This is a genomic window from Sorangium sp. So ce406 (assembly GCF_051474675.1).
GTDB classification, from domain to species: Bacteria; Myxococcota_A; Polyangia; order Polyangiales; family Polyangiaceae; genus Sorangium; species Sorangium cellulosum_G.
In genome coordinates this window covers 2,660,264-2,680,453 of record NZ_CP150340.1, presented here as the reverse complement: position 1 = coordinate 2,680,453, position 20,190 = coordinate 2,660,264, and the positions used below count along the sequence as shown (strand labels likewise).

The 20,190-nt window shown below is 73.8% G+C and carries 14 protein-coding genes; 12 read left to right on the top strand and 2 right to left on the bottom strand.

The window, feature by feature from the left end; all coding sequences use genetic code 11:
* Positions 1-31: 31 nt before the first annotated feature.
* Together WME96_RS10050 and WME96_RS10045 are read right to left on the bottom strand one after the other, a co-directional pair.
* Positions 32-787 (bottom strand): hypothetical protein, encoded by a 756-nt coding sequence (locus tag WME96_RS10050; RefSeq protein WP_437289927.1) that lies wholly within the window; start codon positions 785-787, stop codon positions 32-34.
* A complete protein-coding gene (locus WME96_RS10045; RefSeq protein WP_437289926.1) occupies positions 784-2,793 on the bottom strand; it encodes a hypothetical protein in 2,010 nt (669 codons plus the stop codon). The genes WME96_RS10050 and WME96_RS10045 overlap by 4 nt, the downstream gene beginning before the upstream one ends.
* A 204-nt stretch (positions 2,794-2,997) precedes the next feature.
* Between WME96_RS10045 and WME96_RS10040 the strand changes: the two genes are divergently transcribed.
* The 12 genes from WME96_RS10040 (at position 2,998) to WME96_RS09985 (ending at position 19,435) form a co-directional block, all read left to right on the top strand.
* Positions 2,998-3,759: an SDR family NAD(P)-dependent oxidoreductase gene (locus WME96_RS10040; RefSeq protein ID WP_437289925.1), complete on the top strand. Its 762-nt coding sequence runs from the start codon at positions 2,998-3,000 to the stop codon at positions 3,757-3,759.
* A complete protein-coding gene (locus WME96_RS10035; RefSeq protein ID WP_437289924.1) occupies positions 3,756-4,226 on the top strand; it encodes a RidA family protein in 471 nt (156 codons plus the stop codon). The genes WME96_RS10040 and WME96_RS10035 overlap by 4 nt, the downstream gene beginning before the upstream one ends.
* On the top strand, positions 4,223-4,801 hold the full coding sequence (locus WME96_RS10030; RefSeq protein ID WP_437289923.1) for a MarR family winged helix-turn-helix transcriptional regulator: 579 nt from the start codon (positions 4,223-4,225) through the stop codon (positions 4,799-4,801). The genes WME96_RS10035 and WME96_RS10030 overlap by 4 nt, the downstream gene beginning before the upstream one ends.
* A gap of 64 nt (positions 4,802-4,865) precedes the next feature.
* Complete coding sequence (locus WME96_RS10025) at positions 4,866-5,750, top strand: enoyl-CoA hydratase family protein (protein WP_437289922.1); 885 nt, start codon at positions 4,866-4,868, stop codon at positions 5,748-5,750.
* Complete coding sequence (locus tag WME96_RS10020; RefSeq protein WP_437289921.1) at positions 5,747-7,012, top strand: acyl-CoA dehydrogenase family protein; 1,266 nt, start codon at positions 5,747-5,749, stop codon at positions 7,010-7,012. The genes WME96_RS10025 and WME96_RS10020 overlap by 4 nt, the downstream gene beginning before the upstream one ends.
* 2 nt (positions 7,013-7,014) lie before the next feature.
* Positions 7,015-8,499, top strand: a complete 1,485-nt coding sequence (locus WME96_RS10015) for an NADH:flavin oxidoreductase (RefSeq protein WP_437289920.1) — start codon at positions 7,015-7,017, stop codon at positions 8,497-8,499.
* A 2-nt stretch (positions 8,500-8,501) separates the two neighbouring features.
* Positions 8,502-10,199 (top strand): AMP-binding protein, encoded by a 1,698-nt coding sequence (locus tag WME96_RS10010; protein WP_437289919.1) that lies wholly within the window; start codon positions 8,502-8,504, stop codon positions 10,197-10,199.
* Positions 10,200-10,202: 3 nt separating this feature from the next.
* Positions 10,203-11,000, top strand: coding sequence for a creatininase family protein (locus WME96_RS10005; RefSeq protein ID WP_437289918.1), 798 nt, complete (start codon positions 10,203-10,205; stop codon positions 10,998-11,000).
* Between the two features lie 548 nt (positions 11,001-11,548).
* Positions 11,549-13,486 (top strand): SUMF1/EgtB/PvdO family nonheme iron enzyme, encoded by a 1,938-nt coding sequence (locus tag WME96_RS10000; RefSeq protein WP_437289917.1) that lies wholly within the window; start codon positions 11,549-11,551, stop codon positions 13,484-13,486.
* Positions 13,487-14,064: 578 nt separating this feature from the next.
* Positions 14,065-15,906: an SUMF1/EgtB/PvdO family nonheme iron enzyme gene (locus WME96_RS09995; protein ID WP_437289916.1), complete on the top strand. Its 1,842-nt coding sequence runs from the start codon at positions 14,065-14,067 to the stop codon at positions 15,904-15,906.
* A gap of 435 nt (positions 15,907-16,341) precedes the next feature.
* Positions 16,342-18,168 (top strand): L,D-transpeptidase, encoded by a 1,827-nt coding sequence (locus WME96_RS09990; RefSeq protein ID WP_437289915.1) that lies wholly within the window; start codon positions 16,342-16,344, stop codon positions 18,166-18,168.
* Positions 18,169-18,247: 79 nt separating this feature from the next.
* Positions 18,248-19,435 (top strand): acyl-CoA dehydrogenase family protein, encoded by a 1,188-nt coding sequence (locus tag WME96_RS09985; protein ID WP_437289914.1) that lies wholly within the window; start codon positions 18,248-18,250, stop codon positions 19,433-19,435.
* Positions 19,436-20,190 lie beyond the last annotated feature (755 nt).

Genomic DNA, 20,190 nt, shown 5'->3' with positions numbered 1-20,190 from the left:
CCCGCGCACACGCGCGGGCTCCTCGCCCCACCTACCCCCGCGCCCGCGCCGCGCAGGCCGCGGCGATCGCCGCTGCCCCCGCCTCCCGCGCCGCGATCTCGCACGCGCGCCACGCCGCGAGGCGCTCCGGCCCCGCCGCCCCCCGCGGCGCGGCGGCGACCCGCGCCTCGACCGAGCGCGCGAAGGCGTCGATCGCCGCCTCGTCCCCGCGCTCCGACAGCAGCGCGCCCAGCGTGAGCGCCGCGTGCGCCGTCTGCCGCTCCGCGCCCGGGTACATCACCTCGGCGAGCGCCTCGGCGAGCGCCGGGAGATCGCGCCGCGCCGCCGCCTCGCGCGCCCGCACCTCGGGCGACGCGGGCTCGGCCCCCGCGACGCCGAGGCGCCGCTCCAGGTAGCCGACCACCGTGCGCGCGACGCGCTGGAACGAGGCGAGCCCGTCGGTCGGCACCTCCAGCACGCCGCCCCCGGCGCGCGCGCCCGCGACGTCGAGATCGAGCACGATCACGAGGTCCTCCCGCTCGCCGACGACCACGAGGTCGTGCGCCCAGTCGAGCGAGCGCTCCTCCACGAGCCAGGCCGTCGCCCGCGCGACGTCGCCGCGCGGCAGGATCAGCGTGCCGTCCGGGAGCGCGAGGCCGTCCGCCGCCGCGTAGAGCGCCGCGACGTCCGGCGGCTCGGTGAGCCCCGGAGGCCACGCGCCCGCGCCCGTCGACGCGGGCCGCGCCTCCACGCCGTCGCGCGCGAGCAGCGCCGCCACGCGCGACGCGAGATCGCCCCCCGCGCTCATGGCGCCGGCACCCGCCCGCAGGGCGCGGCCGCGAGGCTCTCGAGGAAGCCGTGGGCCTGGGCGGCCGCCGCGGGCACGTCGAAGACCACGAAGTGACCGTCGCTCCCCTCGGCGACCGGCCACTGCGCGAGCACGCCGGAGGCGCGGCCGCCGGCGAGGTTGCCAGCAAGCCCCCCGGGCGGCACATCGACCGGCCGAGGGCCGCCGAAGCCGTACTCCCGGATCGGGCGCTGCGCGGGCGATTGCAGCGGCAAGCCCATCGCCAGCGCGTGCATCTCGATGCCGCGCGGCGGCGCGTAGGAGTCGCCGCTGCCGTCCGGGTTGATGCCCTCCGTCATGTAGATGCTCTTCGGCGCAAAGCCGTCGCGGGGCGCGACGAACAGGCGCGCAGCGTAGTGGATCGGATCGACCACGTCGACGATCGACTGCGCGAGCGAGATCGCCGGGTGGAACTCGGTCACCTCGGCCTCCTCCCCGTCCATCAGCCCGAGGAAGACCGACTTGACGAGCGCCGCGATGCTCGGCGGCGGGTTCGTCTTCTCGAGCAGCGTGACCGACATGACGGCCGACGCCCCGGAGAGCACGCCGCCCCTCGCCGAGTCGTCCGCCGCGAGGTAGAGCGGGCCGTTCAGCCCGCCCTGGGAGTGCCCGAAGAACAGGATCTTCGACGGATCGAACCGGATCTCCTCCCCGGTGCTGGAAACGCCGGCGGGCACCGTCATGCGCGACTCGGTGAAGAGGCGCGCCCGCTGCACCTCGTCGAGCGCCGACTGGCGCGCGTTCGTCCGCGCCGCGGCCACGTTCTGCACGTTGTAGAACAGGACCCCGGTCTGCGCCGCGTCCTCGGGCGCCTCCGGGCGCGCGCCGTGGAAGATCTGATCGACGCCCATGACCGCGAGGCACCGCTGCGCGAGCTGCAGGCCGGTGTGGCTGCGGACGTAGGATCGGTAATCGCCGCCCGTGCCGTGGGCGTAGAGCACGACGGGGTAGCCCGCCTCCGGCATGGGGCAGCGGCTCGCGGACGGGACCGTGATCGAGAAGCGCAGGTCGAAGTAGCCGGAGATCACCGGCTCGCCGTTCTTGGTCCCGAAGCCGCCGCCGTCCGCGTGGCTCGCGTACGGCGCCCGGCCCACCTGGTAGCTCGGCGAGGGCCCGTAGACGCCGGCGTACTCGTCCCAGGTCCGCTGGTGGTTCACGAGCCGCCAGAGCGCCGGCCGCGCCTCGGGGGGCGGGACGTTCGCGCGCAGGTGATCGCGCAGCGCGAAGAGCTCCGCGGTCGGGTCGGACGTGGTGAACACCGCGAGGTGGACGATGCGCCCCCGGTCCACGCCCGCGGCCTCGATCTCGTCCACCGCCGGAGCGAGCGCCTCCCGGGCGGCCTCCACCTCGGCGCCGGCCGGGTCGATCCCGAGCGCCTGGCGCAGCGCCGGCCCCGCCTCGACGGGGCCGCCGCCCTCGGCGCGCAGCGCGTCCGTGACCACGAGCGCGTACCGGGTCCGCGGCCGCAGCGGGAAGCCCATCACGGGCATGAAGGCGAGGGTATTGGCGGGCCAGTACACGCCCGGCTCGCGCCGGAAGTGGACCGAGATCGGGCGCCGCTCTCCGCGCGCCGGCGAGCCCGGATCGACGTCGATGAGCTGCACCGCCCCGAGCGGGCCCATGGCGAGCGCCGGCGTCGACGGGAGCGAGTCGACGTCGATCGGCCCGGCGAAGCGCAGGAACCCCGCCGCCGAGGGGGAGAAGCCGTCGAGGACAGCGTCCATCTCGCGGACGTACTCGTCGAGGATCCTGAGCCGCCGCGGGTTGGGGTAGCCGTCGAGCCGCACCGCGCCGCCCTCGCGGCGCAGATCGCTCGGCCAGGGCGCGTCGAAGAACCGCTCCCCGCGGAGCTCGCCCTGCGCAGGCGAGACCCAGATCGACGCGACGCTCGGCCCCGCGTCGCCGCAGCCGAGCCCCGCGACGAGCGACGATGCCGCGGCCATCCCCGCGACGAAGGAGGAACGCATCGCGAGATAGTGGCGCACGCGCGCGCCGAGATCGACAGGGAGAGAGCGCGCGCCGGAGCGGCCGGACAGGCGCGACGCAGCGCTCCGCGCAGGACGGCCGAGCGCGCCCGCTGCGCCGTCCGCTCGCTCAACGGACGCCGCCGCGGGCGCCGCCGAGGGTGACTTCGGCGTGTGCTTCATATATATATGATTTAGGTAATCCACATGTCGCTGGAAGGCAGGACCGCGCTCGTCACGGGCGGAGGCCGCGGCGTCGGCCGTGCGATCGCCGAGCGGCTCGCGCGTGACGGCGCGCGCGTCGCCGTCGCCGGCCGCACGCAGGCCGAGATCGACGAGGCCGCGGCGGCCGTCGGCGGCGTCGCCGTCCGGCTCGACGTGGGCGACCGCGAGGGCGCGCTGGCGGCGCTCGCCGCGCTCGAGGGCCAGATCGGGCACATCGACGTGCTCGTCAACAACGCGGGCGCGGCCGAGAGCGCGCCGTTCGACAGGACCACGGACGCGATGTGGGACCGCATGCTCGCGGTCAACGCGACCGGCCCCTTCGTGCTGTGCCGCGCCCTCGTCCCGAAGATGATCGCGCGCGGGTTCGGGCGCGTGGTCAACGTCGCGTCCACCGCGGGGCTCATCGGGTTCGCCTACTCGGTCGCGTACTGCGCGTCGAAGCACGCCATGATCGGGATGACACGGACGATCGCGCTGGAGGTCGCCCGGACGCCGGTGACCATCAACTGCGTCTGCCCCGGGTGGGTGAACACGCGCATGGCCGACGAGGCGATCGCGCGCATCGCCGAGAAGACGGGGCGGGGCGAGGACGCGGCGCGGCGCTCGCTCGAGGCGATGTCCCCCCAGGGCCGCATGGTCGAGCCCGAGGAGGTCGCGCTCGTCGTGTCGATGCTCTGCAGCGACGAGGCGCGCAGCATCCACGGCCAGGCCATCTCGGTCGACGGCGGGGCGGTGATGCGGTGAGGGGCGGCCTCGAGATCGTCCAGCCCGCCGGGTGGCCGGCGCCGCGCGGCTACGCGAACGGCGTCGTGACGCGCGGCAGGACGCTGCACGTCGCGGGGCAGATCGGGTGGGACGCCGCGTCGGGGCAGATCCGGAGCGACGATCTGGCCGAGCAGTTCGCGCAGGCGCTCGACAACGTGCTCGCGGTCGTCGCGGCCGCGGGCGGCGGGCCGGGCGACGTCGCGCGGATGACGGTCTACGTGACCGATCTCGAGGCGTACCGGGGCGCGCGCCGCGCGATCGGCGCCGCGTGGCGCGCGCGGTTCGGCAGGCACTTCCCGGCGATGGCCCTCGTCGGCGTCGCGGGGCTCCTCGAGCCGCGCGCGCTCGTCGAGATCGAGGCCGTCGCGGCGCTCGACGGGGCCGGCGAGGTCGCGGCGTCGCCCGGGGACGCGGCGACGCCCGGCGTGGACGAGGGCGCCCCGTGAGGCGCGGGGCGCCGGCGCGGCGGCCGCTCGCCGTGGCCCCCTCCCCCGAGAGCGCGCGCGGCGATCAGGCGGCCGTCCGCGCCTGGGTGCGCATCCTCGCGGTCCACAAGCGCGCGCTCGCCGCGATCCGCGAGGACCTGGAGCACGAGATGACCCTCCCGCGCTTCGACCTCCTCGCGAACCTCGTGCGCAGCGACGGGCAGACGCTCGCGTCGCTCTCCCGCAGCATGCTCGTCACGGCGGGCAACCTCACCGGGCTCGTCGACCGCGCCGCGCGCGACGGCATGGTCGAGCGGCGGGCCGACCCGAGCGACCGCCGCGCGTGGCGGGTCCACCTGACCGCGAAGGGCCAGCGCGCGTTCCGCGACGCCGAGCGGCGCCACGCCGCGCGCGTCGCCAGGGTGTTCTCCGGGCTGAGCCCGGCCGAGATCTCCACCCTGACGCGGCTGCTCGACAAGCTGCGCACCACGCTGCGCGAGCCGGACATGCCGGCCCCGTCCCGCCCCGGCAGCGCCCGCGCCCACGCGGAGCGCGGCGCGCGCAGCCCGCCGCGGCGCACGCGGACCAAGCCCTGACCGCGCGCGCCGCGCGCCCGAGGCGCGTCGATCGAACCAGCACCGCACCGAACCGAGAGGCCCCATGACCCTCACACCCCGCTCGTTCCAGCTCGAGATAAGCCGCGGCGTCGCGGAGATCACGCTGAGCCGCCCCGACAGGCTGAACTCGCTCACCTTCGAGGTCTACGGCGAGCTCACCGCCACCTTCCGCTCGCTCGAGCGCTCCGCCGCGCGCGCGGTCGTGCTCACCGGAGAGGGGCGCGGCTTCTGCTCGGGCGGCGACGTCGAGGGGATCATCGCCGAGCTGTTCGCGCGCGACGCGCGGGGGCTGCTCGAGTTCACCCGCGTCACCGGCGCGCTGATCCAGAGCATCTGCGAGCTGCGGCGCCCGGTCGTCGCCGCCGTCAACGGCGTCGCCGTCGGCGCCGGCGCGGTGATCGCCGCCGCCTGCGACCTGCGCGTCGCCGCGGCGAGCGCCCGCTTCGGGTTCATCTTCCCGAAGGTCGGCCTGTCCGGCGCGGACATGGGGGCCTCCTACCTCCTGCCGCGCATCGTCGGCCACGGGCGCGCCGCCGAGCTGCTCTTCTTCGGCGATCTCGTCGGCGCCGACGAGGCGCTCCGCATCGGCCTCGTGAACCGCGTCGTGCCCGACCCCGAGGCGCTGGAGACCGCGCGGGGGTGGGCCGAGCGCCTCGCGCGCGGGCCGGCGTTCGCGCACGCCATCACCAAGCAGATGCTGGAGAGCGAGCGCACGATGCCGCTCGCCGCCGCGATCGAGGCCGAGGCGCAGGCGCAGGCGCTCTGCATGGCGCACCCCGACTTCCGCGAGGCCTACGAGGCGAACAAGGCGAAGCGCCCGCCGCGCTTCGAGGGCGCCGACCTGGGCGACGCCGCGGCGCCGCCCGCCGCCGCGGCCGACGCGCCCCCCACCCCGCGGTCCACCGGCCCGTCGACGCCCCGCTCATGACGACGCTCGCGCTCTCCTCGGCCGAGCTCCCGGTCTTCTTCGAGGAGCGCCACGCGGCCCTCGCCGCGCGGCTGACGCCCGAGGCGCTCGCGCCGCTCGCCGAAGCGCGGGACGCCGCCGCCGTCGCGCGCTGCCTGGGAGAGCCGCTCGGGCTCTACGCACACCTCGTCCCCGAGGCGCTCGGCGGCGCGCCCGCAGGCACCGACCGCGCCGCGGACCCGACCGCGATCGACGTGCGCGCGCTGGTGCTCGTCCGCGAGGCGCTCGGCCAGGTATCCCCGCTCGCCGACGCGATCTTCGCGGTGCAGGGGCTCGGCGCGTACCCCGTCGCGCTGGCCGGCAGCGACGCGCAGCGCCGCGCGATCCTGCCCGAGGTGCTGTCGGGGCGGCGCGTCGGGGCCTTCGCGCTGACCGAGCCCGAGGCGGGCAGCGACGTCGCCTCGCTGAGGACGGAGGCCCGCCGCGACGGCGACGGGTGGGTCCTCGACGGCGAGAAGGTGCTGATCTCGAACGTGCCGCTCGCGCACCACCTCGTGGTCTTCACGCGCGCGGCCGCCGCCCCGGCCGGCGGCGGAGCAGGCGGGGCGCCGGGCGCGGGGCGCGCCGCGATCACCGCGTTCCTCGTCGACAGCGGCGCGCCCGGCGTCTCCTCGGAGCCGCTGCCGATGTCGGTCCCGCACCCGATCGGCCGCGTCCGCTTCCAGGGCTGCCGCGTGCCGGACAGCGCGCGCCTCGGCGAGGTGGGCGGCGGCTTCAAGCTCGCGATGCGGACGCTCGACGCCTTCCGGATCTCGGTCGGCGCGGCGGCGAACGGCATGGCCGCGCGCGCGCTCCGCGAGGCGATCGCGCACGTCACGCGGCGCAGGCAGTTCGGCGCGCCCCTGTCCGAGCAGCAGATGGTGCGCGCGTACCTCGCCGAGATGGCGACCGAGCTCGACGCGGCGCGCCTCCTCGTCGCCCGCGCGGCCCACAAGCGCGACACGGCGGCCGGCGCGGCGGCGCGCGTCTCGACCGAGGCGGCCATGGCGAAGATGTTCGCCACCGAGGCGGCGCAGCGGATCATCGACCGCGCCGTCCAGCTCCACGGGGGCATGGGCGTCATCGAGGGGACCGAGGTGGAGCGGCTCTACCGCGAGATCCGGCCGCTGCGCATCTACGAGGGGACGACGGAGATCCAGAAGCTCATCATCGCGAAGGGGATCCTCGAGCGCGCGGCCGCGGAGCCCCCGGCGGACGAGCGCGCGCGGGGTGAGGCCCGGTAGCGATGTGGAAGCCCCCGGAGCGGATCCGCCACGCGCCGCCCCGCGACGCGCCCCCGACCGCGGCCGAGGCGGCGCGCGCGCGCCTCTTCTCGCCGCTCCGCCTCGCCTCCGGCCTCGAGCTCGCCGAGCGCTCGTGGGTGCCGGCGATGGTCCCGTGGCGCGCGACGGAGGACGGGCTCGTCACGCAGGACGTGCTCGACTGGTACGGCCGCTTCGCCGACGGCCAGCCCGGCGCCCTCGTGGTCGAGGCGACCGGCATCCGCGACGTGCCGAGCGGGCCGCTGCTCCGCGCCGGCCACGACCGGTTCATCCCGGGGCTCAGCGACCTCGTCCGGACGGTCCGCGCCCGGAGCGACGGCCGGACGCGCGTCTTCCTCCAGCTCATCGACTTCCTGCGCATCCGCAGGCGCCCGCCGAGGGACCGGTTCCTCCGGGAGTTCCTGGCGATCACCGGCGCGCACCGGCGCGCGCTCGCCGAGGCGCTCGGGGAGCCGGGGCTCCTCGGCGCGCCCGAGGTCGACGTGCGCGAGCGGCTCGTCGCGCTGGACGACGAGCGGCTGTCGGCCGTGCTCGCGCCGCGCGAGCTCGAGGCGCTGCGCTTCGGCGAGCGCGAGCGCGTCACCGACGTCGTGCTCCCCCACGTCCGCGACCTGCCGCGCGCGCTGCCCGGCCTGTTCGCCGCCGCCGCGGCGCGGGCGCGCGAGGCGGGCTTCGACGGCGTCGAGCTCCACTACGCGCACGCCTACACCATGGCGTCGTTCCTCTCCGCGCTGAACACCCGGGCGGACGGCTACGGCGGCGACCGCGAGCGCCGCGCGCGCCTGCCGCTCGAGGTCTACGCGGCCGTGCGCGCCGCGGTGTCGCCCCGCTTCACGGTCGGCTGCCGCTTCCTCTGCGACGACGTCATCGCGGGGGGCAGCCGGGTCGACGACGCGGCGTTCTTCGCGCTCGCCTTCGCGCGCGCCGGCATGGATTTCCTCTCGCTCTCGACGGGCGGCAAGTTCGAGGACGCGAAGCAGCCCAAGGTCGGCGAGGCGGCCTACCCCTACACGGGCCCGAGCGGGTACGAGTGCATGCCGACCGCGCTCTCGGACGCGGCGGGGCCGTTCGGACGGCAGATCCCGAAGCAGGCGCAGATCCGGCGCGCGGTGCGCGAGGCCGGCCTCGAGACGCCGGTCGTGGTGGCGGGCGGGATCTGCACGTTCGCGCAGGCCGAGGCGATCCTCGCGCGCGGCGACGCCGACCTGATCGGCGCCGCGCGGCAGACGCTGGCCGATCCCGACTGGTTCCTGAAGCTGCGCCTCGGCCGCGGCGGCGAGGTCCGCCGGTGCATCTACTCGAACTACTGCGAGGCGCTCGATCAGCGCCACCGGCCCGTGACGTGCCAGCTCTGGGACCGCCAGGGCCTCGACGCGCCGGGCGTCGCGACGACCGATGGAGGGAGGCGGCGGCTCACGGCGCCGCCGTGGAGGCGAGAGCAAGCGTGACCATGAACCCACCCACATTCCCCGAGGACTTCAACCTCGCCGACTACTACCTGTTCGACCGGCTGCGCGAGGGCCTCGGCGACAAGGTCGCCCTGCTCTTCGGCGATCAGCGGCACACCTACGCCGACGTCGCCGACAAGGTCCGCACGCTGCGCGCGCACCTCGCGCTCGAGGACGTCGCGGCCGAGCAGCGGGTGCTCATCGTCCTGCACGACTCGCCCGCGTTCGTGTGGGCGTTCTTCGCGGCGCTGAGCCACGGCGCCGTCGTGGCGATGGGCAACCCCGAGGCGCCCGCGGCCGACCTCGCGTACCTCGTCGAGTACACGCGCGCCGCGGCGGTCGTCACCATCCCGCGCGTGGCCGAGTCGATCACGGACGCGCTCGCCGCCGCGGATCTCCGCACCCTCGTGCTCGTCCCGGAGGTCCCGACCGGCGGCGACCTCGAGGCCGAGCTCCCCGTCCCGCCGGCCCTCGACCCGGTGCGGGGCATCTCGCTCCGCGACGCGCTCGCGCAGGGCCGCGTCGCGCTCGCGCCGAAGAGCGCGCTGCAGGGCCCCCGCCCCACGCGGCGCGACGACGTCGCCATCTGGCTGTTCACGTCCGGCTCGACCGGCAGGAGCAAGGCGGCGATCCACACGCACCGCGACTTCGCCTTCAACACCGAGCGTTACGCCAAGGCGACCGTGGGCTACCGCAGCGACGACGTCACCGTCTCGGTGCCGCGCCTCTTCTTCGGCTACGCCACCGGCACCAACCTGATGTTCCCCTTCTCCGTCGGCGCGACCGCCGGCCTCTTCGTCGAGCGGCCGACGCCGGAGTCGCTCGCGCAGTACATCGAGCGCTACCGCCCCACGGTGGTCACGAACGTCCCGACCATGATGGGCAAGCTGCTCGACCACGACGACGCCCTCGCGGCGCGGGGCGAGCCGCGCCTCGACCTCTCCAGCGTCCGCTTCCACCTCTCCGCCGGCGAGGCGCTCCCGTCGGCGCTCCTCGAGCGCTTCCGCGCGCGGTTCCACGCCGACGTCTACGACGGCATCGGCTCCGCCGAGATGTTCCACATCTACTGCACGAACCGCCCCGGCGACGTGCGCCCCGGGTCGCTCGGCCGCGCCGTGGAGGGGTACACGCTCAAGATCCTCCCCTCGGACGCGGCCGGCGCGGGCGCGCCCGAGCTCGCCCCCGGCGAGACCGGCGTGCTGTGGGTGAAGGGCGACTCGGTCGCGATCGGCTACTTCCAGGATCGCGAGAAGAGCTGGGGCACCTTCCACGGCCACTGGTGCCGCACCGGGGACCTCTTCCGCATGGACGCCGAGGGGTACCTCTGGTTCAGCGGGCGCGCCGACGAGCTGCTCAAGGTGGGCGGCGTCTGGGTCGCGCCGGTCGAGGTCGAGGAGTGCCTGGCCGGGCACCCGGCGGTCGGCCTCGCCGCGGTGATCGGCGCCGAGGAGGCGGGCCTCGTGAAGCCGAAGGCGTTCATCGTCGTGCGCGACGACGCGCGCGGCCGCGTCGCCACCGAGGAGGGGCGGGCCGCGCTCGCCGCGGAGCTCAAGGCCTTCGTGAAGGACCGGCTGAGCAAGCACAAGTACCCGCGGTGGATCGTCTTCGTCGACGACGTACCCAGGAACGACCGCGGGAAGGTCGACCGCAAGGACCTCCGGCAGCGCGAGGCCTCCGGCGACAACCCGGCGGGCCTGTAGCGCATGCAGGCCGCGCCGCGCCTCGCCGAGCTGACGACGGCAGAGCTCGCCGCCCTCCTTTCGGCCGGCGCGCCCTGCGTCGCGCTCGTGCCGGTCGGGTCCGTCGAACCGCACGGCCCGCACCTGCCGCTCGGCACGGACACGCTCATCGGCGAGGCCGCGGCCGAGCAGGCAGGCCGCCGGCTCTGGGAGCGGGGCGTGGCCGCGCTCCTCGCGCCGCCCGTCGGCTACGGCGTGACCGATTTCGCGGCGGGCTTCGCCGGCGCGATCTCGATCCCGGCGCCCGCGCTCACCGCCTTCCTGCGCGCCGTCGCCGAGGCGTACCTGTCGGCCGGCCTGTCGCACGTCTGCTTCATCAACAACCACCTCGAGCCGGAGCACGACCGCGCGGTGCGCGCCGCCATCGTCGACCTGCCCCCGGGCCGCGCCTCCGTGGCCTGCCCGCTCGCGCGGCGCTGGGCGCGGACGCTCTCCGCCGAGTTCCGGAGCGGCGCTTGCCACGCGGGACGTTACGAGACCTCCCTCGTCCTCGCCGCGGCCTCCGCGCTCGTCCGGAAGGACATCGCTCTCGGCCTGCCGGACCTCGGCGTGAGCCTGTCGGAGGGCATCCGGGCGGGGGCGAAGAGCTTCCGCGCCCTCGGCATGGCCGATGCCTACACCGGCGCTCCACGCGAGGCCACCGAGGACGAGGGCCGCGCGCTGCTCGATCTCCTCGCGACGATGATCATCACGGAGGTCGAAGAGGGCCTCTCCCGAACCGTCGTTCCGGACTTCCCTTCTGGACAGGGCACCGGCAGGTAATCCAGCCGACCGAGCAGACCAGAAAAGCGGCGCAGACGATGACGCCTGCGCAGGCAGAGCGGGCCGAGCCAGGCTGAGAAGCTGAGTGGGCGTGGTGGTCGGGCAGGCAGTCAGGTAGGCGGAATCAAGCGATTCTGCTCCGTCACCCCCGCTCACGCGCAGCCAGTCGGCAAATATCCGCCAGCGCGCCGCGCCGCGAGAGCGAGACATCGCAAACAGCGCGGGACGAGCGCGCAGGGGCTAGACAACCGCCGGCGAAGCGCGCGATACTGGTCAGTTTGCGCTGACTCACAACTCAGCACCACGAGACTTTTCACAACTATTTTCGGTTCGCGATTGACGTATTCCGTTTGAAGACGTAAAACGGTATCGTTTTCCTCGCGTGCCGATCGAAGCCAAGACGATCCGACCGCTGACCTGTTGAGAGGTGAGGCGGCGCGCAGGTGGATGATGGGTTTGGCAGGAGCGCGCTTTGGCGCTCCTGCACAGGGGCATCACATGTGGCCTCGCGGGCGGCGCTCGCCTGGCGACGCGGATCGGAGAGTATCATGAGGAATCGCACTGTCGTTGGCGGGTCTCAGCATCTTCTCCTGGCCTCCCTCGTCGCCGCTTCCGGCGCGGCGCTCGTCGGGTGCGTCGGCGCGTACGAGGCGGGGGACGAGCAGATCGGTGATGCGCAGCAGGCGGTGACGACCTGTGTTCATATCCAGCGCGGCGTGGGGACGAGCGTCGTCAAAGACGCCTTGATCTACGAATACACCGACACTTCGCACAACGGCACCGACGCGTATGCGGGCGTGAAGGATGTCAGCGGGACCCTGTACAAGCAGCGTTCCTTGCTGCAGTTCGACCTCTCCTCGATCCCCGCCAACGCCACCATCGTGTCGGCGGACGTCACCGTCTTCATCGGCTCCGGCGGTCCCGAGGCGGTCAACGTACACCGGGTACAACCGCCCGCCGGGGCCAGCCCCACGTGGACGTGGAAGGAGGCCGATGCCTCGGGTCAGTGGAGTGCTCTCTCGACGGCGTTCAACCCCACGGTCGAGGCCTCCTTCACGCCTGGCACCACCAGCGTTTATAACGTCTTTCGCACGTTCAGCGTCACGGGGCTCGTGCAGAATTGGGTGAACGGTGTCCATCCGAACCACGGGATGATGTTCGTGCAGTCCTCGGGCCGCACCCACATCAGGACGAGCGAGATGCCGGAAGAGGCGAAGGAGAAGCGACCGGACCTCTACGTCTGCTACGACAGCGCGACGGGCTCCGGCTCGGCCACCTCGACGAGCGGCAGCACGTCGGCGTCGAGCACCAGCTCCACGTCGGCGTCGAGCACCAGCTCCACGTCGGCGTCGAGCACCTCCAGCTCCACCACGACAGCCTCGAGCTCGAGCGCCACCACGACAGCCTCGAGCTCGAGCGCCACCACGACGAGCACCTCGACGTCGGGCTCCGGCGGCGCCGGCGGCGCCGGCGGCGCGGGCGGCGCCGGCGGCGCAGGCGGCGCGGGCGGCGCCGGCGGCGCAGGCGGCGCGGGCGGAGGCGGTGGCGGCGGCGTGCCTGGCCTGCCGATCAGCTGCAGCACCAACACGCCGGGCGCAGGCGCCAACTGCGGCGTCGATGGCAACGACAACTGCTGCTCGACCCTTCCGGTGCCCGGCGGCACGTTCAACCGGCTCAACAATACGAGCCTGCCGGCGACCGTCAGCGACTTCTACCTCGACAAGTACATGGTCACGGTCGGGCGCTTCCGGCAGTACATCGAGCGGACCGGCGGCCCGACGCAGGCCAACCCGCCGCCCGCCGGCGCGGGCGCCCACCCGAAGATCCCGAACAGCGGCTGGGACCCGACGTGGAACTCGAAGCTCACGGCCGACACGAGCGCGCTCCGGACGGCGCTCATCTGCGACCCGTACGGCTGGCCGTCGTGGAGCAACACCCCCGGCGCCAAGGAGAAGAAGCCGATCGTCTGCGCGACGTGGTACGAGCTGTTCGCGTTCTGCGCGTGGGACGGCGGCCGGATGCCGACGCAGGCGGAGATCAACTACGTGTCTGCGGGCGGCAACGAGCAGCGCATCTATCCGTGGGGTGGCTCCAGCGTCGAGGACATCGAGCTCGACGACGCCTCGTGGTGCTGCCAGGGCGACGGCAGTGTCGCGGGCTCCTGCAAGACGTCGTATCCGTCGCTCTACCCCTGCTCGCAGACGGATCTCACGGACGTCGGCAAGTTCCCCAACGGCGCCGGGCGGTGGGGCCACATGGACCTGGCCGGCAACGCGTACAAGGCCACCCGCGACGGCTCCGACATCTACCAGCTGATGGTGCCCTGCAACGACTGCTCGCGGCTCGACAACAACTCCAACACGCGCTTCATGCACGGCGGCAGCTTCCTGGCTGCCGGGTTCAAGCAGACGACGGACTATCAGGTCGCCTACCGGAACGACGATCGCCGCTACTACGTCACCGCCATGTGCGCGCGCGATCTGTGAGCTGAAGCGGGGAAAGCGCGCCGGGCCGAGCTCTTCAGCTCGCGTCCGGCGACGCCGGCCCCGGCATCGCCGGGCCGCATCACGGTCCGACGCGCACACGATCATGTAGGCGAAAGCACCCATCCCTGCTCAGGCGCCATCCATCCCTCCATCCCTGATTGGATTGAGTGACAAAATGCACCACCGATCCGCGCGCGCCGCGTGACCGGTACGTGACCGGTAGACGCGGATGCGGAGACGTGGACGACATCGCCAGACATGCCGCCACGGCGCTCAATTTGCGCCGGCACCACAAACAACATCAACAGGTTTTTGACGGCAAATACCGATCCTCAATTGACGCACTCCGATCCAAGCCGTAGAACGGTATCGTTTGGCTCACGCGCGGTCGCGCGGCTCTGACCACGGAACGATCCGACGGCTGACCTGATGAGGATGATGTTTCACGGAGTGCAGGTAGGTGTGGCTCTCTGGATGCGCGCATCGTGGCGCTCCTGCGCGACGGCATCACGAGCGGCCTCGTGGGCAGAGCTCGCCGACGACGCGGTTCGGAGGGCATCATGAGGCATCGGCCGTTCGTGAGAAGGTCTCGGCATCTGCTTCTCGCCTCGCTCGCCGCCTCCGGCGCGGCGCTCGCCGGGTGCGTCGACGCACAGGAAGGGGGCGGCGAGCTCATCCATGAGGCGGAGCAGGCGGCGACGGTCTGCGTGACGCTCAAGCGCACCGGGGATACGGGCGTGGTCAGGGATGCGCTCATCCATACCAGCTATGCCGACGCCACGCTCACCGGAGGCGACATGTACGCCGGCGAGAGCAGCGGGGCGCACATGCACGCGCTGATAGCGTTCGATCTCTCGTCGATCCCCGGAGACGCCATCATCGTCTCGGCGGACCTCTCCCTTCACATCGGCGCCGCGGTGCCCGAAGTGATGCGCGCGCACCGGGTCACGGCGGCGTGGGACGAGAGCAAGGTGACATGGAACTCGCACTCAGCGGCCTGGGATCCCGAGGTCCTGGGGACCCTCAAGGCGAATGCGGGGTACATCTACGGTGAGCACACGCTCAGCCTCACGGCGCTCGTGCAGCGCTGGGTGAGCGGCGCCGCGCCGAACAACGGGGTGCTCTTCGAGCAGACCGCGAATCGCACGCACATCAGGACGAGCGAGAGCTCGCAGGAGAAGCGTCCGTCTCTCCGCGTTTGCTATGACAGCGCCACGGTGACCGGCTCGACCAGCACGACGAGCAACTCCACCACCGCTTCCAGCACCAGCTCCACCACGGCCTCCAGCACCAGCTCCACCACGGCCTCCAGCACCAGCTCCACCACGGCCTCCAGCACCAGCTCCACCACGGCCTCCAGCACCAGCTCCACGACCGTGACGACGTCGAGCTCAGGCGGAGAGGGGGGCGCAGGTGGCGAGGGCGGCGAGGGCGGCGAGGGCGGCGGAAGTGGAGGCGGGGTGTCTGGCCTGCCGATCAGCTGCGACAGCAACACGCCGGGCGCCGGCGCCAACTGCGGCGTCGACGGGAACGACGACTGCTGCGCGACGCTCCGGGTGCCCGGCGGCACGTTCAACCGGCTCAACAACCCGAGCCTTCCGGCGACGATCAGCGACTTCCACCTCGACAAGTACACGATCACGGTCGGGCGCTTCCGTCAGTACATCGAGCAGACCGGCGGCCCGACGCAGGCCAACCCGCCGGCGGCCGGATCGGGCGCTCACCCGAAGATCCCCAACAGCGGCTGGGACCCGTCGTGGAACTCGCAGCTCGCCGCCGACACGAGCGCGCTCCGGACGGCGCTCATCTGCGATCCGTACGGCTGGCCGACCTGGAGCGATACCCCGGGAGCCAAGGAGAAGAAGCCCATCGTCTGCGCGACGTGGTTCGAGCTGTTCGGGTTCTGCGCGTGGGACGGCGGCCGGCTGCCCACCCAGGCGGAGATGAACTACGCCTCCGCCGGCGGCGACGAGCAGCGCATCTATCCGTGGGGCGGCTCCAGCGTCTCCGACATCACGCTCCAGGACGGGTCCTGGTGCTGCCAGGGCGACGGAACCCCGGCGGGCGACGGAACCCCCGCGAACAGCTGCATCACGAACTACCCCACGGACTCCAGGCAGTATCCCTGCGCGCACACGGACATCACGGACGTCGGCAGCTTCCCCCACGGCGCCGGGCGCTGGGGTCACCTGGATCTCGCCGGCAACGCGTACAAGTCCACCCGCGACGGCGCCGATATCTATCAGCTTCTGACGCCCTGCAACGACTGCTCGCGGCTCGACAACCGCTCCAGCATGCGCTTCATGCACGGCGGCAGCTTCCTGGCCGCCGCGTTCAAGCAGACGACGGACTATCAGGTTGCCTACGCGAACACCACGCGGCGCTACTACGTCACCGCCATGTGCGCGCGCGACCTCTGAGCTGCAGCAGGGCCCGCGGTCGCTTCCACCGGTCGCGCGCTCCCCGACTCCGCACGGCGGCGCGGCGGCGCGCGGGCGCGAGCGGGCGGCGGTCGCCGGCTGAAGGCGGAGAACACCGGCGCTGAGAGCAGGACGACGAACAGGAGGCCTCCTCGAACTTGGCCCTCGCCCGCGCCTCCTGTTACGCGCGTCCGTATGCGGGTGCGAGGCTTTCTCCTGCTGCCGACGATTGCGCTCTCCGCGCTCAACGTGAGCTGCCCGCGCCCTGCCTCCGAGCCGACCGCGACGTCCCCGGCCCCTGCCCCTGCCTCGGCCGTCACCGCGCCGGCAAGCGTGGCGGTGCCCCCCCTCGCGGCCCCGGCTCCCTCGCTGGCAGGCCCGGCGGCCGCCGCGGATCCTACAGGGCCTGCGGCGCCCCCCGGCGCGGGTGCCGCGATGGATCCGACGGCGAGCGCCACGACGGATCCAGCCGCGGATCTCGCGGCGCCAGGCGTCGACCCGCTCGCCTTGCCGGTGCTGCCGCCGCAGCTCGTCGACGACGGCTCCGACGAGCTCCCCCGGCTCGATCCGCCCCCGACCGCCCCGCTGACGCCGAAAGAGGAGGTGCACGAGCTCGCGAGCATCGCCAGGGAGACCTGGGTCTTCGCCGAGCCGCGCTGGACCAGCCGGCGCATCGGCTACCTGCGCGCCGGCGCCGTGGTCGCGCGCCGGCCGGAGCCGTCCGGCAGGGAGTCGTGCGCCGGGGGCTGGTACCGCATCGAGCCGAGCGGCTACGTCTGCATCGGCGCCAGCGCCACGCTCAACATCCACGACCTCGCGGTGGAAGCCTCGTCGCGCCGCCCCATCCGCCGGTTCTTCGCCCAGGCCGCCTCGCCCGCGCCGTCGACCCCCCGCGGCGAGGCCGCGGCCCCGCGCGCCGCGCTCGCCTCGCTGGATCTCCGCGGCGAGGCCGCGCCCGCAGCCCCGCACGCGCGCCTCGGAGCGGTCCCCGCTGCGACGGACGCAGCCCCCGCGGCCCTCCACGCCGCGACAGACGCAGCGCCCGGGGCCCTCCACGCCATGCCGGAAGCCGAGCCCGCGGTCCTCCACGCCGCGCCGGAAGCAGCGCCCGCGGCCCTCCCCGCCGCGGCAGACACAGCCCCCGCGCCCCTCCACGCCACGCCGGAAGCCGAGCTCGCCGCCTGGCTCAACGGCCTGCCCTACACGTACGTGATGTCGCGCGCCCCCACCCCGCCGCTCTACGCGCGCCTGCCGAGCGAGGACGAGCAGCGCAGCGCCGAGCCCGACCTCGGCGCGCACCTGCTCCGCGCCGCCACCGCCGCGCGCGCGCCCGACTTCGTCGCGCCGCCGCCCCCCGACGCGACGCCCTCGGTCCTGCTCTATGGCCGGCCGGCGCCCGGGCTCGCCGGCGATCGCCGCGCGCCCGACGCGCTCGTCCTTGGCCGCGCCCGCACGCGCTCCGGCTTCGCGCTGCTCTCGACCTTCGATCACGACGGGCGCCGCTTCGGCCTGACCACCGACCTCACCGTCCTGCCGCTCGACCGCACCCGCGTCATCCGGCCGAGCGCGTTCTCGGGGCTCCGGCTGGCCGAGGACGTCGCGCTCCCCGTGGCCTTCGCGAAGCGCCGCCACGCCTCGCGCCTCGTCCCGGGCGAGCGCGGCGGCCTCACCCGCGCCCCGCTCCGCTTCCGCGAGGCGATCCCGCTGTCCGGTGCCTCCCGGCGCGTCGGCGGCGTCGACCACCTCGAGGCGCGCGACGGCTCGCTCGTCCGCGCCGACGACGTCGTGCGCGTCGATCCGCTCCCCCGGGCGCCCGCGTGGGCGGGGCGCGGGCGGAAGTGGATCGACGTCTCGATCAACCAGCAGAGCCTCGTCGCCTACGAGGGCTCGCGCCCTGTCTACGTGACGCTGGTCTCGACGGGCGCGGACGGCCTCGGCGACCCCAAGACGACGCGCTCGACCATCCAGGGGCTGTTCCGCATCCACACGAAGCACGTCACGGTCACGATGGACGGCGATGAGGAGGACGAGGATCCGTTCGACTTCCGCGATGTGCCGTTCGTCCAGTACTTCACCGAAGGGTTCGCGTTCCACGCCGCGTACTGGCACGACGACTTCGGCACCCCGCGCAGCCACGGCTGCGTGAACCTCGCGCCGCTCGACGCCGCCTGGCTGTTCGAGTGGACGACCCCCGAGGTGCCGGCCGCCTGGCACGGCGCGCTCTCGCTACGGAAGGGCACGCTCGTCTCGATCCGACCGTGAGCTGGCCGCCCGTGAGCCGGCCGCGCCCGCCGGCGCTGCCCCTTCCGCGCCGCGCGAAGGCACGCTAGAGGCTCTGCCCATGGCCGCTGCCCAGGAGCCCGTCTCGCTCGATCAGCTCATGGCGATCGACCCGCTGCTCTCCGACGAGGAGCGCATGATCCGCGACTCCGTCCGTCGCTTCGTGCGCGAGCGCTACCTGCCGCGCGCGGCGGACCTGTTCGCTCGCGAGGAGTTCGCGACCGACCTGATCCCCGAGATCGCCGCGCTCGGCCTGCTCGGGGGCTCGCTGACCGGCTACGGCTGCGCCGGCATGAACTCGGTCGCTTACGGCCTTGCGCTGCAGGAGCTCGAGTACGGCGACAGCGGCCTGCGCAGCTTCGTCAGCGTGCAGGGCTCGCTGGCCATGTTCCCGATCTGGAAGTACGGCTCCGAGGCGCAGAAGCAGCGCTGGCTGCCGAGGATGGCCGCGGCCGAGCTGATCGGCTGCTTCGGGCTGACGGAGCCCGACAGCGGCTCGGATCCGAGCTCGATGAAGACGCGCGCCCGCAAGGACGGGAGCTCGTACGTGCTCACGGGCACGAAGATGTGGATCACGAGCGCGCCGATCGCGGACCTCTGCGTGGTGTGGGCCAAGGTGGATGACGGAGGGCCCGAGTCGATCCGCGGCTTCGTGGTGGAGCGGGGGATGAAGGGGCTGGAGACGCCGCTCATCCACGGCAAGATGAGCCTGCGCGCGAGCCCGACCGGCGAGATCGTCCTGAACGAGGTGCGCGTCCCCGAGGAGAACATGCTGCCCGGGGTGGTCGGCCTGAAGGGCCCGCTCGGCTGCCTGACCCAGGCGCGCTTCGGCATCGCGTGGGGCGCGCTCGGCGCCGCGCGCGCCTGCTACGAGACCGCGGTCTCCTACGCGCGCGAGCGGACGCAGTTCGGCCAGCCGATCGCGTCGCGGCAGCTCATCCAGGCCGAGCTCGTCGAGATGGCGACCGAGATCGCGAAGGGGCAGATCATGGCGCTGCACTTCGCGCGGCTGAAGGACGCCGGCGGCATCAGCCCGGTGCAGGTCTCGCTGTGCAAGCGGAACAACGTCGGCTGGGCGCTCAAGATCGCGAGGACCGCCCGCAGCGTGCTCGGCGCGAACGGGATCTTGCTCGATTACCCGGTCGTCCGGCACATGCTCAACCTGGAGAGCGTGTACACGTACGAGGGCACCGACGAGGTGCATTGCTTGATCCTCGGGAACGCGATCACGGGGCACAACGCTTTCTGAGGGGGTTTGCGGGGCATTCGGGGCCCCGTTGCCGGGCGGGCGCGTGGACATCGCGCGTGGGGCCGGGCCTTCCGGTCGCGCGAAGGCCGGCGCGGCCCCGGTGTCCTGCTGCGCGGCTCCGGCGCCCTCCTACGCAGCCCCGGCCCCCTCCTGCGCGGCTCCGGCCCCCTCCTACGCAGCCCCGGCCCCCTCCTGCGCGTCTCCGGCGCCCTCCTGCGCAGCCCTGACGCCCTCCTGCGCAGCCTCCGCGCTGCTCCTGAGCAGCCCCGGCCCCCTCCTACGCCGCCTCCGCGCTGCTCCTGCGCAGCCCCGGCCCCCTCCTACGCCGCCTCCGCGCTGCTCCTGCGCAGCCCCGGCCCCCCCCTGCGCCGCCTCCGCGCTGCTCCTACGCGGTCCCGGCCCCCTCCTGCGCCGCCTCCGCGCTACTCCTGCGCAGCCCCGGCCCCCTCCTGCGCCGCCTCCGCGCTGCTCCTACGCGGTCCCGGCCCCCTCCTGCGCCGCCTCCGCGCTGCTCCTACGCGGTCCCGGCCCCCTCCTGCGCCGCCTCCGCGCTGCTCCTGCGCGGTCCCGGCCCCCTCCTACGCCGCCAAGTGCGCCCTGCTGCGCTGGCCCGCGGCGATCACGCGCCGCTTCGGAGTGCTCCAGCGGCGGCGCCCCGGCGCCCTCTTCCGTCCCCTCTCCCCCTTGCTGCACGGGCATGATGCTGCTCTGGGCAGGTCAGGGAGCGCCGCTCGTACCCGAGCGTCTTGCGCGTG

Bases quoted from the DNA above. Each gene is read 5' to 3' on its own strand.
- WME96_RS10050 (WP_437289927.1), bottom strand. From the start codon at position 787: ATGAGCGCGGGGGGCGATCTCGCGTCGCGCGTGGCGGCGCTGCTCGCG.
- WME96_RS10045 (WP_437289926.1), bottom strand. From the start codon at position 2,793: ATGCGTTCCTCCTTCGTCGCGGGGATGGCCGCGGCATCGTCGCTCGTC.
- WME96_RS10040 (WP_437289925.1), top strand. From the start codon at position 2,998: ATGTCGCTGGAAGGCAGGACCGCGCTCGTCACGGGCGGAGGCCGCGGC.
- WME96_RS10025 (WP_437289922.1), top strand. From the start codon at position 4,866: ATGACCCTCACACCCCGCTCGTTCCAGCTCGAGATAAGCCGCGGCGTC.
- WME96_RS10020 (WP_437289921.1), top strand. From the start codon at position 5,747: ATGACGACGCTCGCGCTCTCCTCGGCCGAGCTCCCGGTCTTCTTCGAG.
- WME96_RS10015 (WP_437289920.1), top strand. From the start codon at position 7,015: ATGTGGAAGCCCCCGGAGCGGATCCGCCACGCGCCGCCCCGCGACGCG.
- WME96_RS10010 (WP_437289919.1), top strand. From the start codon at position 8,502: ATGAACCCACCCACATTCCCCGAGGACTTCAACCTCGCCGACTACTAC.
- WME96_RS10005 (WP_437289918.1), top strand. From the start codon at position 10,203: ATGCAGGCCGCGCCGCGCCTCGCCGAGCTGACGACGGCAGAGCTCGCC.
- WME96_RS10000 (WP_437289917.1), top strand. From the start codon at position 11,549: ATGAGGAATCGCACTGTCGTTGGCGGGTCTCAGCATCTTCTCCTGGCC.
- WME96_RS09990 (WP_437289915.1), top strand. From the start codon at position 16,342: ATGGATCCGACGGCGAGCGCCACGACGGATCCAGCCGCGGATCTCGCG.
- WME96_RS09985 (WP_437289914.1), top strand. From the start codon at position 18,248: ATGGCCGCTGCCCAGGAGCCCGTCTCGCTCGATCAGCTCATGGCGATC.